This window comes from Nocardia concava NBRC 100430 (assembly GCF_000308815.1).
Classification (GTDB): Bacteria; Actinomycetota; Actinomycetes; order Mycobacteriales; family Mycobacteriaceae; genus Nocardia; species Nocardia concava.
Map to the genome: position 1 here is coordinate 34,942 of NZ_BAFX01000046.1, position 15,053 is coordinate 49,994.

The 15,053-nt window shown below is 70.2% G+C and carries 11 protein-coding genes and 1 tRNA gene; 8 read left to right on the forward strand and 4 right to left on the reverse strand.

Going from position 1 to position 15,053, the window contains the following annotated elements:
* The first annotated feature begins 52 nt into the window (after positions 1–52).
* The 8 genes from ON43_RS08965 to ON43_RS42310 are packed head-to-tail and all read left to right on the forward strand — an operon-like array spanning position 53 to position 9,229.
* Complete coding sequence (locus ON43_RS08965; RefSeq protein WP_051178179.1) at positions 53–1,237, forward strand: acyl-CoA dehydrogenase family protein; 1,185 nt, start codon at positions 53–55, stop codon at positions 1,235–1,237.
* Positions 1,234–2,391: an SDR family oxidoreductase gene (locus tag ON43_RS08970; RefSeq protein ID WP_040805692.1), complete on the forward strand. Its 1,158-nt coding sequence runs from the start codon at positions 1,234–1,236 to the stop codon at positions 2,389–2,391. Before ON43_RS08965 ends, ON43_RS08970 begins: the two co-directional genes overlap by 4 nt.
* Entirely contained in the window at positions 2,388–3,425 is a 1,038-nt protein-coding gene (locus ON43_RS08975) for an SDR family oxidoreductase (RefSeq protein ID WP_040805693.1), read from the forward strand. Before ON43_RS08970 ends, ON43_RS08975 begins: the two co-directional genes overlap by 4 nt.
* Positions 3,422–4,894, forward strand: a complete 1,473-nt coding sequence (locus ON43_RS08980) for a PEP-utilizing enzyme (RefSeq protein ID WP_040805694.1) — start codon at positions 3,422–3,424, stop codon at positions 4,892–4,894. Before ON43_RS08975 ends, ON43_RS08980 begins: the two co-directional genes overlap by 4 nt.
* Positions 4,884–5,186 carry an acyl carrier protein gene (locus tag ON43_RS08985; protein WP_083913254.1) on the forward strand — a complete coding sequence of 101 codons (303 nt, stop codon included), beginning with the start codon at positions 4,884–4,886 and terminating at the stop codon, positions 5,184–5,186. Before ON43_RS08980 ends, ON43_RS08985 begins: the two co-directional genes overlap by 11 nt.
* Positions 5,183–6,913 carry an AMP-binding protein gene (locus tag ON43_RS08990; RefSeq protein WP_040805697.1) on the forward strand — a complete coding sequence of 577 codons (1,731 nt, stop codon included), beginning with the start codon at positions 5,183–5,185 and terminating at the stop codon, positions 6,911–6,913. Before ON43_RS08985 ends, ON43_RS08990 begins: the two co-directional genes overlap by 4 nt.
* Positions 6,897–8,672, forward strand: a complete 1,776-nt coding sequence (locus ON43_RS42305; RefSeq protein WP_051178181.1) for a PEP/pyruvate-binding domain-containing protein — start codon at positions 6,897–6,899, stop codon at positions 8,670–8,672. The genes ON43_RS08990 and ON43_RS42305 overlap by 17 nt, the downstream gene beginning before the upstream one ends.
* A complete protein-coding gene (locus ON43_RS42310; protein WP_051178182.1) occupies positions 8,669–9,229 on the forward strand; it encodes a hypothetical protein in 561 nt (186 codons plus the stop codon). The genes ON43_RS42305 and ON43_RS42310 overlap by 4 nt, the downstream gene beginning before the upstream one ends.
* An 8-nt stretch (positions 9,230–9,237) precedes the next feature.
* Here the strand turns inward: ON43_RS42310 and ON43_RS46100 are convergent, their stop codons facing one another.
* The 4 genes from ON43_RS46100 to ON43_RS09025 form a co-directional block, all read right to left on the reverse strand.
* Complete coding sequence (locus ON43_RS46100; RefSeq protein ID WP_174416459.1) at positions 9,238–9,978, reverse strand: MerR family transcriptional regulator; 741 nt, start codon at positions 9,976–9,978, stop codon at positions 9,238–9,240.
* A gap of 150 nt (positions 9,979–10,128) precedes the next feature.
* On the reverse strand, positions 10,129–12,456 hold the full coding sequence (locus ON43_RS09015; protein ID WP_040805698.1) for an ATP-binding protein: 2,328 nt from the start codon (positions 12,454–12,456) through the stop codon (positions 10,129–10,131).
* Between the two features lie 247 nt (positions 12,457–12,703).
* A tRNA-Lys gene (locus ON43_RS09020) sits at positions 12,704–12,779 on the reverse strand.
* 109 nt (positions 12,780–12,888) lie between these two features.
* The coding region (locus tag ON43_RS09025; RefSeq protein WP_040805741.1) for a carboxyl transferase domain-containing protein at positions 12,889–15,053 on the reverse strand (2,165 nt) is incomplete at its 5' end.

Here is a 15,053-nt window from a genome sequence, read left to right on the forward strand (position 1 = left end):
GGCCCGGATCGCTATGCCCCCACGGCTCGCGGCAGTGCCGGGATGGAGACCCATGACCCTCGAAACAACACTCCCGGCGCCCGCCGATCTGGGCGCCCTCGTGCAGAAGGCGGTGGACGCGGTCCCGTTCGACCCGGGCCTCACTCGTTTCCCGCGCACGGTGCTGGAAAGCCTCGGCGCCGCGGGCGTACTGCGCAGACGCTGGACGCCGGCCGGCGAGGAGGGCGGCGTCGGCGATGTGCCCTTCGGCGTCCGCATGGGCGAGGAACTGGCCGGTCGCGCGCCGGCCGGTGTCGCCATCGGCGTCTCACTGCACACCGAGACCGTGCTGTCGTTGCTGCACCGCTTCGGAACCTCGGATTACCTTGCGGGACTGCGGGAACGGGCGCTGGACGGGCAGGCCGTCGGCTGCGTCGCGGCGAGTGAGCCGCGCGGTGGGTCCGACCTGTCCGCGGTCTCCACCCTGGCCACGCCCACCGCGACGGGCTGGTCCATCACCGGCCGCAAGAAGTACGTATCACTGGGCGCGGTAGCGGATTTCGCCATCGTGCTGTGCCGCATCGCGACCGCCGCGGGCGTGCCCACCGAACGGCACGCCACCATCGCGGTACCGCTGCGCGACGCCGAAATCGTGCGTGAGCACGAGAAATTGGGCACCCACGCGCTCGATACCGTGGTGGTCGATTTCCGGGAGGTCGAGGTGGACCGCGATGCCACCGTCGGCCGGGCCGGGCTCGGCGTGCTGAACCTGAACTACGGGCTGTCCTTCGAGCGCCTGGCCATCGCGGCCCAGGTCGCCGGTGGCTGCGCCACCGCGGTCGCGCTGGCCGTCGAACACGCCGAGCGGCGTGAGCAATTCGGCAAACGGCTGCGCGACCACCAGTACATCGCCTATCGGCTGGCCGAACTGAAGGCCGAGACCGAGGTGCTGTCCGGCGCGGTGCACACCCTGGCCCGCGATCTCGTGTCCGGCCCGCTGGACCGGGCCCTGATGAGCCGCATCGCCTCGGTGAAGCTGTGCGCCGCGCGGGCGGGTGAGCGGCTGATCAGCGAGGCCATGCAGGTCTTCGGCGGACCCGGATACCTGCCCCGCGAAACGCCCTTCGGGCAGTTCTGGAACGACATCCGGGTCTCGCGCATCGGCGCCGGCACCGACGAGATGATGCTGGCCATCATCACCGACTCGCTGCGCGGCAATCCGGACCTCTACGACCGGCTGGTGAGTATCTCGCAATGACCATAGCAATCGCCGAAAGTTTTTCGCTCCAACGGATTTCCACGTCCCGGCTGTTGGTCGCGGGTTTGAGTGGCCAGGTCGGCCGCGGCCTGATCGAGGCCACCGCCGAGCTGCCCGCCCCGCCGCACACCACCGCCCTGGTCCGCCGCCGCGCCCGCGCCGACCTGGCCCGCACCGGCGGCACCGCCGTCCAGGTGATCGGCGACATCACCGAAAACGACTGGGGTCTGGCCGATTCCGACCTGACCACGCTCGGTGAGGTGGACGCCGTGGTGAACCTGGCCGGACTGGTCGACTGGACCGCCTCGCAGGCCACCATGGACCGCATCAACTATCTGGGCGCGATGAACGGACTCGCGCTGGCCCGCAGGCTGTCCGAGCGCCTCGGCCGCACGGTGCCCTACCTCTACGTCAGCACCGCCTATGTGGCGGGCACCATGCACGGCTATATTCCCGAGGACCCGCACCCGCCGCACGCGGACCGCACACCCTACGAACTGAGCAAATGGTTCGCCGAGAACCACCTGTTGCGGGAGGCGGCCGACGGGCACCCGGTGCTGATCGCCCGCATCGGCGGTGTCATCGGCGGCTCCCGTTCCCGATCCACCACCCGGTGGAGCTCGCTGTATCAACTCGTCGCCCCAATGTCCTCGGGTCAGCTGCCGGTGCTGCCGGTGCGTCCGGGTGCGCGGGTGGACATCCTGCCCCGCGACATCATCGGCGAGGGCCTGCTGCGCCTGGTGAACCACGGTGCCGCAACGAATTTCGCGGCCTGGCGCGGCGGCGCCGTCGTGCACCTGTGCGCGGGTGAGTACGCGCCGACCCTGGCCGCGCTGCTGGCGCTGCTGGCATCCAAGGACACCGAGGGCCGCTATGACCCGCCGCGGCTGGTCACCGCGCCCGACCGCGCGCTCCGGTTGGCCGAGAACGTGGGCCTCAAATACGCGCGCTGGAACCGGGAGATGGGCAATCGCCTGTTCGGCCTGCGCTACGTGTCCATCGACCGCATCTTCGAGAGGACCCGGCTCATGGAGCTGACCGACGGCTGGTGCCCGACCACCCCGGTGGAGGACATCATCGACATCGCATTCGGCCTCGGGGCCGCGGCCGCGGCCGCGGAGCTGCCGGAACTTCCGCTGGGGAGGTTCGCATGAGAATCCTGGTCGTCGGCGCGTCCGGCTATCTGGGCCGCGCGGTGGGACAGGTGCTCGCCGCGGACGGCCATCAGGTCGTCGAGCTGAGCCGCTCCGGAAGGTCCTGCCACGGAAAGGGTGTCGCGGGCGACGCCAACTCACCCGGCCTCGGGCTGGACGCCGAGACGCTCGGCGCGCTCGGCGATATCGAGATCGTGGTGTGCTGCGTGGGCTCGGTCGATATGGGCCTGGATCCCGCGGCCGTGGTGAACGTGCACGTCAACGGCACCCGCAATGTGCTGGACTTCGCCGCCTCCATCGACTCGGTGCGCCGGGTGGTGTACGTGTCCTCGGTGCTCGCGCTGGGACGGGCCGGCGGGCTGATCACCAACCGGGATCTCAGCCGCGGCCAGACCTTCCGCAACTGGTACGAGTACGCCAAGTACCGGGGCGAGCTCATCGCGCGGCGCGAACGCCGGGTGCCGGTGAGCATCCTGCGGCTGGGCACACTGCTGGGATCGGCTGCCGCCGAGGTGATTCCGCGTCGTGGCGGCCCGGTGTCGGCACTGCCGCACCTGCTCAGCGGCTATCCGGTGGCGCTCGAGGACTGCGGCCGATTCCCGGTCTACGCGGCCGATGTGGCCGTGGCCGCGAAGGTGGTGCGGGATCTGGCGGTGTCCGCCGAACATCGCGGCGCCTGCACGTATTTCGATCCGGAGCGGCCCACGCTGGCGGCGATCCTGGAACGCCTGTGTCGACCGTGGGGCGTCATGCCCAAGGTCGTGGACTCCTTCGGCCCGTCCTGGATGCAGCGTGCGCTGACCCGCCGCTTCGGAGTGGAGCAGGAGGTGGTCGACTACGCCCGGCCGCTGTTCGACTTCGCTCCGTCCGTCTTCGATTCGCTGCCCGATCCGGATATCGCCTCGCGCACCGACTACATCCTGGAAACCGGTGTCGCTCTGCGGGATTCCGGTCTGGTGCGGACACCGTCCGCGCTCGGCGACCTGCGCGCCGCGCCCGCCCTGCCCCTCGCCGGAACGGGGGCGCCGCGATGAGCTTCCAGCACTGCCGCGTGGACACCTACGCGCACCCCAGCCTGCGCGTCTATTCCGCGGGCAACTTCGGCGAGATCGCGCCCAAGCGGCTCTCACCCATGTCGTGGTCGCTGGTCGGCCGGCCGATGGAGCTGGGCACCCGGCGGTTCGTGCACGACATTCTGGGCCCGCAGCGCTGGGCGACCGGCTCGAACTACGTGTTCACCGGCTACTTCAACTGCCGCCCGTACCACAATCTCACCGCGTACTGCCATATCGCCGAACACGTGAATCTGCTGACGCCCGAGGACGTCACGGCCGCCTACTTCGAGGGCATCGCGCCGCCGGTCTCCGCGCTGGCGCACCGGCCCGGCTCGCTGCGGCGCAATGGCGCGACCGCCCGCATGCTGCGCGAACTGGTGCAGCTGCGGCCCCGCGCCATCGAGCTCGAGCAGCAGGTCTTCGACTACGAGCAGGAAGTGGACGCGGTCCTGGCGCAGGACGCGATGTGGCGGCTGGGAGAGCTTGCCGCGCAGGGCAATACCCTGCTCGAGCGCGCCTGGCACCTGCACATCATCGGCACCTCCGGTTCGATCGCGGCGGAAGTGCTGCAGCGCAATGTGGTCGGCCACCTGGTGCGCGGCGGCAACCGGATCACCAACTGGCTCAAGGAACCCGCGGAACTGCCGTGGGGCCGCATCGGCGAGTTGGCCCCGATCCCGGGTGGGCCGTCGGGCTTCGTGGAGCGGCCCTTCTACGAGGTCGCCGACACCGCCCTGCCCTGGGCCGATTTCGTGATCCCGCCCATGGGGCACAGCCCGTCGGCGACGCGCGAGGAGCCCGATCTCTCACCCCGGGAGGCGCTGATCGGCATGACCGGCGGCTGGCGCGGCGCGGGCATCGACGCCACCGTGCTGTTCCTCGGCGACGTCATGGCGCTGCGCGAGCACAGCAAGTCCCTCGCCATGCGAATGCTGCACGCGCACCGGCGTTTCCTGCCGCTGCTGGCCGCCCAGCGCGGTGTCGGCGCGGCCGACTGGCCGTATCTGACCATGTCCGAACTGCGCGGCACGCCGCCGGACCGCACCGAGATCGAGGCCCGGCGCGAAGCCTGCGAGGACGCCCTGGCCATCGATATGCCCGACTATCTCGACCTGTCGCCCGGCGCGCCCGCCGAATTCCAGCCCGCCCGCACCCCGCGCGGCGTCTCGGCCGGAGTCTGTGACGGGCTCGCCATCGGCCTGGGCGATATGCCCGCCACCCCCGGCGCGGTGCTGGCCTGCGAGAGCGCCGACGCCAATGTCATTCCCATTCTGCCGTTCGTGGGCGCGGTCGTGACCGCGCGCGGCAGCCAGTACTCACACATCGCCATCATCTGCCGCGAGCTCGGCATACCGGCGGTCGTATCCCATCCGCTGGCCGGCGACATCAAACCCGGCCAGCGGGTGTACGTGAACGGAGACACAGGAGAGGTGCGAATTGTCCACTGAGAACCACACTTTCGACCGGGTGGCCGATGCCGAGCAGGTGCTCGCGGTCATCGAGGACAAGCTGGCCGTCGGGCGTCCGCGGATGGATCTGCGGCTGACCGACTCGGTCCGCGACGACATCGACATCGATTCGCTCTCGCTGATGGAGGCCATGACCCGCGTCGAGGAGGAATACGGCATCGAGCTCATCGACAACGAGGAGATCTACACCGTCGTCACCATCGGCGATCTGGTGGCCTTCATCCAGCGGGTGTACCGACAGCAGCACGATCCGGTGAAGGAGGCGTTGTGAGATCCATCGTCGACTGGATCACCGACCGCGAGCACGACGGCGCCCTGCGCTTCTACACCGGGCGCGACTGGATCGCGCAGACCTACGACGAGATGGCTTCCGCCGCACTGGGTGTCGCCGATGTGCTGCGCGGCTACGGCCTGCGGCCCGGCAACCGGGTCGCGCTGGTGCTCCCGACCTGCCCGGAGTTCCCGAAGTTCTTCTTCGGCGCGCTCGCCATGGGCGCCATCCCGACCGTGGTGGCCCCGCCGGGGCTGCCCGACAGCGGGGTGGCCGGACAGCTGGCGCGGTTGCGCGCACTCGACCCGGCGGCCGTGGTCGCCGAGTCGAGCACGCTTGCCGCGCTGCGGGATTCGGGACTGCCGCTGCCGGGACACCTCATCGATGCCGCCGCCGAGCTGCCCGTGGGCGGCAGCGGCGTGCTGAATCCGCCCACCGGCGACGACACCGCCATCATCCAGTTCACCTCCGGCTCCAGCAGTCTGCCGCGCGCGGTGCGGATCAGCTCCCGGGCGGTGATCGCGCACGTGGAGATGCTCAAGACCGTCTTCCACGACAGCACCGAGAACGAGACCGCGAGTTTCGGATCCTGGCTGCCGCTGCACCACGACATGGGCCTGATCGGCACCTTCCTCTCACCCCTGCTGTACGCGCAGGACAGCTGGCTGATGCGGCCCGAGCACTTCGTGCGGCGGCCGCTGACGTGGCTGGAGCTGTTCGGGCGGCACGGGGTCAATCATTCGGCCATGCCCAACTTCGCGGTCGAACGCGTGGTGCGGCTGGTCGGGCGGGACAGCCTGCGCGGCATGGACTTCTCGCAGTGGCGCTCGCTCATCGTCGGCTCGGACCGCATCAATTTCACCGCGCTGCGGGCCTTCCACGATCTGCTCGCGCCGTACGGGCTGCCCGCCGAGACCGTCAAACCCGGGTACGGCATGGCCGAAACCACCCTGGCCATCACGGTTTCCGGGCTGCGCGAACAGCCGACCGCGCTGGCCGTGGACCACCAGACCCTCAGCGACCACGCCGAGGTCGAGGTGCTGGCCCGCTGCACCCTCACCGGCGACGAGCCGGTGCCCGACGGCGCGCACCTGGTGGTGTCGTGCGGGCGGGAACTGCCCGGCGCGCGGGTCACCGTCGTCGACTCCGATCACGCGGAGCTGCCGCACGGCCAGGTCGGTGAGCTCGCCGTCCGAAGCCCGGGCCTGTTCAGCGGCTATCTCGACGAGCAGCAGCCCGGCGATGAGGACGCGCCGGCCGTGCACTACACCGGCGATCTCGGCTTCCGCAGCGGCGACGAGATCTATGTGCTGGGCCGAATGGGCAACGCGGTCAAGGTGAACGGCACCTTCGTCACCGCCGAGGACATCGAGCTGATCCTGTCCGATCGGCTCGGCATCCACCACGACAAGATCAGCGTGGTGCTGCGCGACCTGGAGATGACCGGCAAGGTGTCCAGCCTGGTGGTCTTCCAGCAGCGGGTCTCCGCCGACGGCGTCGAGACGGCCCTGGCCGTGCTGCGGCGGATGGGCTTGGAATCCGCGGGCGCGGCGCTGATCACCATGGCGCCGTTGGCGATTCCGCGCACCACCAGCGGCAAGCCGCGGCGGGTGGAGCTGTGGAACGACCTGGCCACCGGCGTCAGCACCGGCAAGGAACTCTTCGTCGGCGCGGCCTCGCCGCTGTTCGGCCTGCACGCCGGGGAGGATCATGCGCTCGGCCGTTGAACGATTCGAAACACCGGAGATCTCCCGGGCCCGCTTCGGCGGCAAGGGCTTCTTCCTCACCAAGCTGCGCGAAATGCACTACGCCGTACCGCCTTTCCGGGTACTGGAGGGTGCGGCGCTGCGCCGGGGCGGCATCTCCGAGTCCGAGCTCGACGGCCTGCTCACCCTGTTGCGGGCCGAGGCCGCCGCGATCATGGACGTGGACCCCGGCTCGGTGGCCTTCGCGGTGCGCTCCAGTGCGCCCGTGAGCATGCCCGGCATGATGGATACCATGCTGGGCGTGGGCCTTTCGCCCGCCGACCTGCCCGCGCTGACGCGGCGGCTGGGCGGCGTCGACGCCGCCTGGGGCATGCTGTGCATCGGGGCCGAGGGACTGTGCAGGCATGTCGCGGGCATCACCGTGGAGCAGACCCGACCGCCGGGACCGGTCGCGTACCACCGGCTGCTGGCCGCCTTCGAACGGGCGACCGGCACCGACTTCCCGGACACCCCCGCCGCACAGGCCAAGCGGGCCGTGGACGCGGTCGCCGCCTCCTGGAACAATCGTCGGGCGCGGGAATACCGTGCCGTGCACGGCATTTCGGAGGACGACCGCCCGTCGGTCGTGATCCAGGCGATGGCCTACGGGACGGCGGGCGCGCGCAGCGGCAGCGGCGTGGTCTTCAGCCACGACCCGCTGACCGGCGTGCGCGGCCTGCACGGCGAATTCCTCGGCGGCCGCACCGGCGAATCCCTGGTGGCCGGAACCGTGACCCCGGCCGCCGTCGCCGAGCTTGCCCGCACGGTGCCCACCGCGCACGCCGAACTCGCCGCCTACACCGACGAACTGTTCGGCTGGCTCAGCGTCATGGTCGAGGTCGAATTCGTGGTCGAGCACGGGACGCTGTGGCTGGTCCAGGTGCGTCCGGCCATCGCCCGCGATCGCGTGCACAACACCGTTGCCGTGGACGCCTGGCGGGCAGGCATTCTCGACCGCGCCGAGGCGCTGCGGCGACTGCGCCTGGACGCCCTGTTCGCCGAGGCTCCGCCCTGCGCGGAGCCGGGGCGCGCCACCCTGCTCGCCGACGGTATCGCCGCGTCCAGCGGTGTGGCCGTCGGGCGCCTGGTCCGCGACTCCCAGTCCGCGCTCATGGCCACCGAACCCGTTGTGCTGCTGCGCCCCCGGACCGAACCGGAGGATTTCGCGGGCATGGTGGCCGCGGTGGCGGTGGTGACCCTCGAGGGCGGGGCCGGATCGCACGCCGCGGTGGTGGCCCGCGAACTGGGCCGCCCGGCCGTGGTCGGCGCGGCCTTCGGCGACCCGGCCTGGCCGGGACGCTCGGGAGCGGCGCTGGTCACCGTGTGCGGCACCACCGGCCGGGTCTGGCTCGGCGCGGTGCCGATCGCCGAGGGCGCGGTGACCGGGTGGCCGGGCGATCTCATCGGAATACCGGAGGACACAACGGTATTCGCTTCGCTCGAGGACTTCATGGAGGCGGTGCCGGAGGCCGTCGCGCTGGACGAGGCGGGGGATCCGGCTGGTCTGCCCGCCTCGGCGGTCGTGATCACCTCGGACGCGGATGCGGCCGACGTGGCGGCCGAGCATGTCCGGGTCGCCTTCGTCTGCGTCGCCGACTCGGGAGAAAAGCCCTGGCGGACAACGCTTCCCGAGGCGACCCCGGAGTTCGTCATCGCCGCCGCGCCCACGCAGCGGCGTTACGTGCACGCGCTGCTCGCGCTGCGCGCCACCGCTTCCCATCGATCGGAGACCTCGCCATGACCATCACGGATCACACCGGCCTGTCCATTCCCGAGCGCACGCGGGCGCTGCACGCGGTGCGCATCGCGGGCTGGGTCATGACCGAGCGGCTGCCCGGCATCCCGATCCTGTCCGACGCCACGCTGTTCCGCACCGCGGCGACGCCGCGCGGGGAATTGACCGGGCTGACCCCGGCGGGCGAGCAGGCCGCCGAACTCGAACTCGCCGCGGTCAGCGCACACCTGAACACCGAAGCCCGCGAGCGTATTCGGGCCCTGCTCGACGCGTACGAGCAGGTGGACGGTCGAATGAAGGATCTGGTCACCGCGTTCCAGCGGGACCGCACCGCGGCCCGGGCCGAACCGCTGGTCGCCCTGCACGGCGAGGTGGCCGAGCTGCTCGACGGCATCGCCGCGGCCTGCCCGCTCTGGGACGGCTACCCGGCGCGGCTGCGCGGCGCGGTGGGCCGCATCGAGCAGGGCGATCTCGATTACGTCGCCGCACCGCTGCTGGACAGTTTCCACACCGTCTGGCATCTGCTGCACCGCGATATGCGGGTGGTCACCGAATCCTGGTGACCACCCGATCATTTCCGCGCGGGGGATTCGGCCGCCGACAGGGCGGCCAATTCCTCGATATCGAATTCGGCCCGATGCGCGGGACCGTGCCGGGTGAGTTTTCCGCGCCGCACCCACTGCCGAATGGTGGCCTCTGAAACGCACAGCGCCCGGGCGGCCGCTTTCGTCGGCACGGTGCGTCTCCGGTCGTCCGGCGCGGTCGTTTTCCCACTCGGACCCGCGATCGTTTCTCCGGTCAGGCCCAGCCAATCCCCGGCGGCCCAGGAATGCCCGGATTCGCAATTCAGCGAGGGATTCTCGGCGTCCCCGGCGATTTCCAGGCTACCGGCGCATTCCGGTGCCGGGCAGGCGCGCACCGGCCCTGACAGGGGATCCGCGTCCACGGCCGCCACGGCGCGCCGGGCCAGATCCGCGAGCTCCTCGGCGAAGTCCCCGGCCGCCGGATGCGCCGCCAGCCAGTCCAGATGCGCCGCCAGGAATCCGGTCAGACCCACGATGTCCAGGGTCCGCAGCGGCGGCACCGCCCGCTCACTGGTGACCAGGCCCGCCCACGAGGCCAGCACTGCGGTGATCTCCGTGCGGGCCTCGAGCACTTCGAAATTCACGCTGGCATCCCGGGCGCGACTGCGGGTCACCCGCTCCCCAGGGCCGCGCCGCCGCGCCGCGGCCAGCGACATGGTGCTCTCGTCGAACAATACCGCGATGCGGTCCAACTGGGCGCGGACGCCGGAGAAATCATCACAGACCATCGGAATCCCCAAACTTCTGCCGATATCCGGCGGAGTATTCCCCGACCGGCTCTGCTTATGAAGATCGCATCGGCCCGGGGTGCTGTCAAAATGGTGACCTGGGCATTCGGCAAGATGGCAAGTTATTGTCACGCGCGCCGAAAAGCGTTGTCAGGGAACGGTGAATTGGTCGGACGATCCCGGGAATTGTTCCGGTTGCGGCGCGAAATCCCGTTCCACCACCAGCGCGATGTGCAGCCGGGACGGGCAGCCGAGCTTGGTCATGATCTGGCGCACATGGTTGATCACGGTCCACTCCGAGATACCCAGCTGGGTGGCGATCATCCGGTTGGTCATGCCGGTGGCGACCAGGCGGGCGATTTCGCGCTGGCGGGCGGTGAGCGCGTCCAGCGGCGAGGCCTCCGGCGGGGCCGGGGTCGGCGCGGCGAGGATGTAGGCCACCGCCTCGGCCAGTCCGAGCTTCGCCGCGACGACATCGACGGCGTGAAAGGCGTCCGCGCCCAGCAGATCCCGGTAATGCTCGAGGCGCGGGCCGGAGTCCTCGGCATCGCGCGGCGGGATCTGGTGCACCGCACGCAGATTCCGGACCGCCAGTCCCAGTATCGCGGCGTGCGTGAGGTAGTCGGCCCCGGCCGCGTCGTAGGCCAGGGCGCAGCCCTCGACCGCGATGACCGTCGCGAGCAGATGCTCGGCCGGGTCGTAATAGGTGAGCACCTCGCGATACAGCTCCAGCGCCCGATCGGCGGTCTCCGGACCGATCTGGCTGCGCGCCAGCACATTCAGCGCGGACAGGCGGATGGTGACATCGCACTGGCGGATGCGATCGCGCACCTGCACCCAGGTGACGTCGGCGGCGCGCGGCGGTTGGGGCAGCTCCAGCATGGCCTGGGTGATCGGCAGCCAGGCCAGCGAACGCTCCGGCAGCCGGCCCGACAGCGGCAGCAACGCGCGCACATGCCGTTTCGCCGCCCGGACATTGCCGAGCGCGTTCAGGGCCGAGGCCAGCGGCATACCGACGCGCAGTGCCCGGAATTCGTCACCTGCCAGCCGATAGGCGTCGGCGGACCGGGTCAGCAGGCGGGCCGCGCGGTGCGGCCGGTCGGTGCGCAGCGCCCACAGGCCCAGTAGTTCCAGGCACAGTGGCCCGGACAGCCCGTGCAGCGTGGCGCGGCGCTCGGCCAGCGCCGCGGTCAGCACGTTCTCCAGTTCCCGCACGTGCCCGTGCTGGTACCAGACCGAATCCAGCAGGGCCACGGTCTCGATGGCGCGTTCGGGCTGGCCCAGATCGATCAGGTGGTGCACGGCGGTGAGCAGGCCCTCGACCGGACTGCCCGCCTCGTCGGAGCGGTCGTTGCCCGCCAGCCGGGGCCCGATCTCCTCGGTCGCGCAGAACAGGCGATCGGCATGCTCGCGGCGCAGCCGATCCGCGCGCTCGGGATCGGCCTCGCGCACCCGGCGGCAGTAGCCGCGCACGGTGGTGCCGAGCCGGTAGGCGCCGGCGTCCGCGCCCGATTCGACGCGGTCCAGCAGCCCGCGCTCCGACAGCAGGGTCAGTGCGTCGCGGGTCGCCGCGCGCGGCAGATCGCTGACCTGATGGGCCAGTTCGACATCGAACGGCGACTCGAACAGCGACAATCGCAGCAGCAGGTCGACGACGGTGTCGTCCAGGTCGGCCAGGGTCCAGGCCACCGCGTCGTGCATGGTCCGGTGCCGCTCGGGACCGCTGCGGAACATCGGCGAGTGCAGATCGACGCCCGCCTTGATGCGGCGCAGGGTGCGGATCGGGCCGATCCGGGCGATCTCGGTGGCCGCCAATTCCAGGGCCAGCGGGACGCCGTCGAGCTCCCGCACGATCTCGTCCAGGACCAGCCGGTCGGCCAGCGACTGCTGGCCGCGGTAGTAGCTGTCGATGCTGTCCAGCAGCAATTGCGACGCGGGCGAGGAGGCGGGGTAGTAGGAGGTGTCCTCGCCGCCGCTGATTTCCAGTGGGCGCAAAAGCATCACGTGCTCGCCCGGCAGTCGCAGCGGCGCCCGGCTGGTCGCGACGACCATGGTGGCCGGACCGCGCTCGAGCAGCAGGCCCACCTCCGGAGCGATCTCGGCCGCGACCCGATCGCAGTTGTCCAGCACCAGGATTCGGGTATCCACACCGTCCAGCAGTGAGAACAACGGGGCGGCAGCGGAATTCAGCCCCGACAGCGCCGCGGCGACCGCTCGCAACGCACCCGCCCGGTCTTCCACGTCGGCCAGGTCCACGGCGGTCGTCACGCCGCGAAATTCCTTGTCGGCCAGCGCCTCCTGCACCAACCGGCTCTTTCCCACCCCGGCCGTGCCGGTGAGGGTGAGCAGTCCCGTGGTCCGCCGCCGCAGCGCGTCCCGCAGTCCCGCCAGCTCGCTGTCCCGCCCGATCAGCCGGCGCGCCGATCGGCTCCCGGACTCCCCGGATAGCGGTCGTTTCCCGTCTTCGCGGTCACCCATCGCGAATCCTCCTCGTCATGCCTACCCGAGGCGGCTCGCACCCTCGATCACGTTGTGCACCATTGCATCCGGTTCGATTCGGGCCGGAGCCGCAGGCTCACATATGACTGCGTCGCGGCATGATGGTAGCGACTCCGGACGCCTTTCACAGTGTTGATCTTCGTTCCGGAGGAAAAATATGAAACAAATGTGTTTCATAGGGAGCCGGGCCCCGTGGTGCGGGGCGGTCGGCCGGGAGTGGGAGAAATGGTGCGCCATCAGGGACTTGAACCCCGAACCCGCTGATTAAGAGTCAGCTGCTCTGCCAATTGAGCTAATGGCGCTTGGTGCGGAAAGTAGGGTAACCGGTCGGGGGACTTGGGACCAAAACGCCTGGAAAAAGGGGTCGCCCCCGGCAGGCTGGGCCTGTCGGGGGCGACGGGGTCGAGCGGGCTAGCCGGCGAGGCCGGCGGTGATGGACTCGATGATGCGGGGGCGGAGTTCGGCGGTGCTGATGATGGCGTCGACCGAACCGACCTGGACCGCGCGTTGGATGTTGTGGACGCGGTCGAATTCGGCGGCCACCTCACCGAGCTTCTCGGCGCGAACCGAGGAGCGCAGTTCGTCGCGTTCGGCGGTGATGATCGCGCGATCGGTGCCCGACGCGCTGGCCGCGCGAGCCTCGAAGTCCTTGACCCTCGGGTCGGCCGCGGTGCGGGCGTTGACCTCGCCGGAGAACACCACCGCCGCGGCGGGGGCGCCGCCGAGGACGGAGGCGAAGGAGCCTTCGAGCGCGAGCACCGTCATGTTCGGGTTCAGGGCCTTGGAGAAGACCACGAACGCACCGCCGTGGTAGCGGGAGATGACGCAGAACACGATCGGGCCGTCGAAATTGACGATGGCGCGGCCGATTTCGGCGCCGTACTCCAGCTGCACCTTGCGCATGGACTCCGGGGAGCCGTCGAAGCCGGACAGGTTGGCCAGCACCACCAGCGGGCGGTTGCCGCTGGCCGCGTTGATCGCCCGGGCCGCCTTCTTCGAGGACTGCGGGAACAGCGTGCCCGCGGTGTAGGTGTCGGGCCCGTCGGTGGCGGGGAAGCCACGTCGCGGGACGCTCTTGGACTCGATGCCCAACAGGCACACCGGGATTCCGCCGAGGCGCGCGTCGAAGACGACGGCGGTCTCGGCGTCGGCCATGCCGGCCCAGCGTTCCAGCACCTCGTGGTCCTGGTCGGCCAGCGCCCGCATCACGGTGCGAATGTCGAAGGGCTTCTTGCGATCCGGGTTCGCGCTCGCGGAGAAGATCTCGCCGACCGTGGCGAAGTCGCTGCCGTCCAGCACGTGCGGGAAGTCGGAGACGTCGCGGTCGATCGGGTCGACGGTGGTTCCTCGTCGCGGCCCCTGCTCACCGGGCACCACGTAGCTGTAGTCGTAGTGGGCCATCAGAATGTCGCGCGCGGCAAGCAGATTCGGCGCCCAGTACTGCGCCTGGCCGTTGGGGCCCATGACGCGGTCGTAGCCGCCGATGCCGAAGTTGTCCTCGGCGGAGACCGCGCCGGAGAAGTCCAGCGCCTGCTTGCCGGTGAGCACCATGGCCGATTCCGGCGTCATGATCAGCACGCCCTTGGTGTGCATGAGCATGGTCGCCTCGGCGTTCCAGTACGGCTGCGCACCGACATTGATGCCGTTGACGACGATATTGATCTCGCCGCCGTCCTGGGTGAACTCGACGATCCGCTTGAGCGCGGCCGCCACCCAGTCCATGTTCTCGGTGCCCGAGGACATCGAGATGCGCGCGCCCGAGGACAGCGCGTACCACTCCAGCGGCACCCGCATCTGCTCGGCCAGGTCCAGCGCCGCGATCACCCGGCGGCACTCCGGCTCCGACAGCGCGCCAAGGGATTTCGTCGGATCGCCGAGCAGCGCCACGCGGGTGATGCCGCCCGGATGCTGCGCGGTCGCCGTGGTGACCACACCGGCCACCAGCGCGGCCTTGTTGTGGCCCTTGGGCCGATCCACGGGCACCAGCGCGTTGTTCTCGTCGAGGTCGTACTCGGCGAAATCACCGAGCAGACCGGTCAATTCGTACGGGTAGACGGTATTGCGGCTGGCGGCGCGCAGCACCTTCTGCCGGTACTCGTCGAGCGGCTCGACCGGATCATCGCTGCGCTCATCGACATTCACCACGACGCGACCGGTGGTGTCGAACGAGATGCGCACCGCGATCTTGGTCAGTTCCCCGGTCTCGGGGTCACGCTGGCGCGCGATGAGCAGGATCTCCTCGAGCCCCGCGCCCTGGGTCATCGGCAGCACGTGCCCGCCGATCACCGTCTCCAGCTCGCTCCGGGTGACGTCGACCACCGGCCAGATGTACATGACGATCCGGTTGGTGTTGAACCGCTTGTTCGACGGCCGCTGCGCCTGCGCCCGCCGCAGCGAGTCCAGGCAGGTGGCGATGGTGTTCTCCGCGGTCGGCAGCACCAGCAGCCGGCCGTCCTGCTCACGCAGCGCGGCCAGGTCGCGCACCTGAGCGAACGCGATGAGCCGGTCGTCGTTCGGATTCTCCTTGGCCACCGCGCGGAACAGGTACACCTCTTCGTCGTCCGAGGACGGCAGGC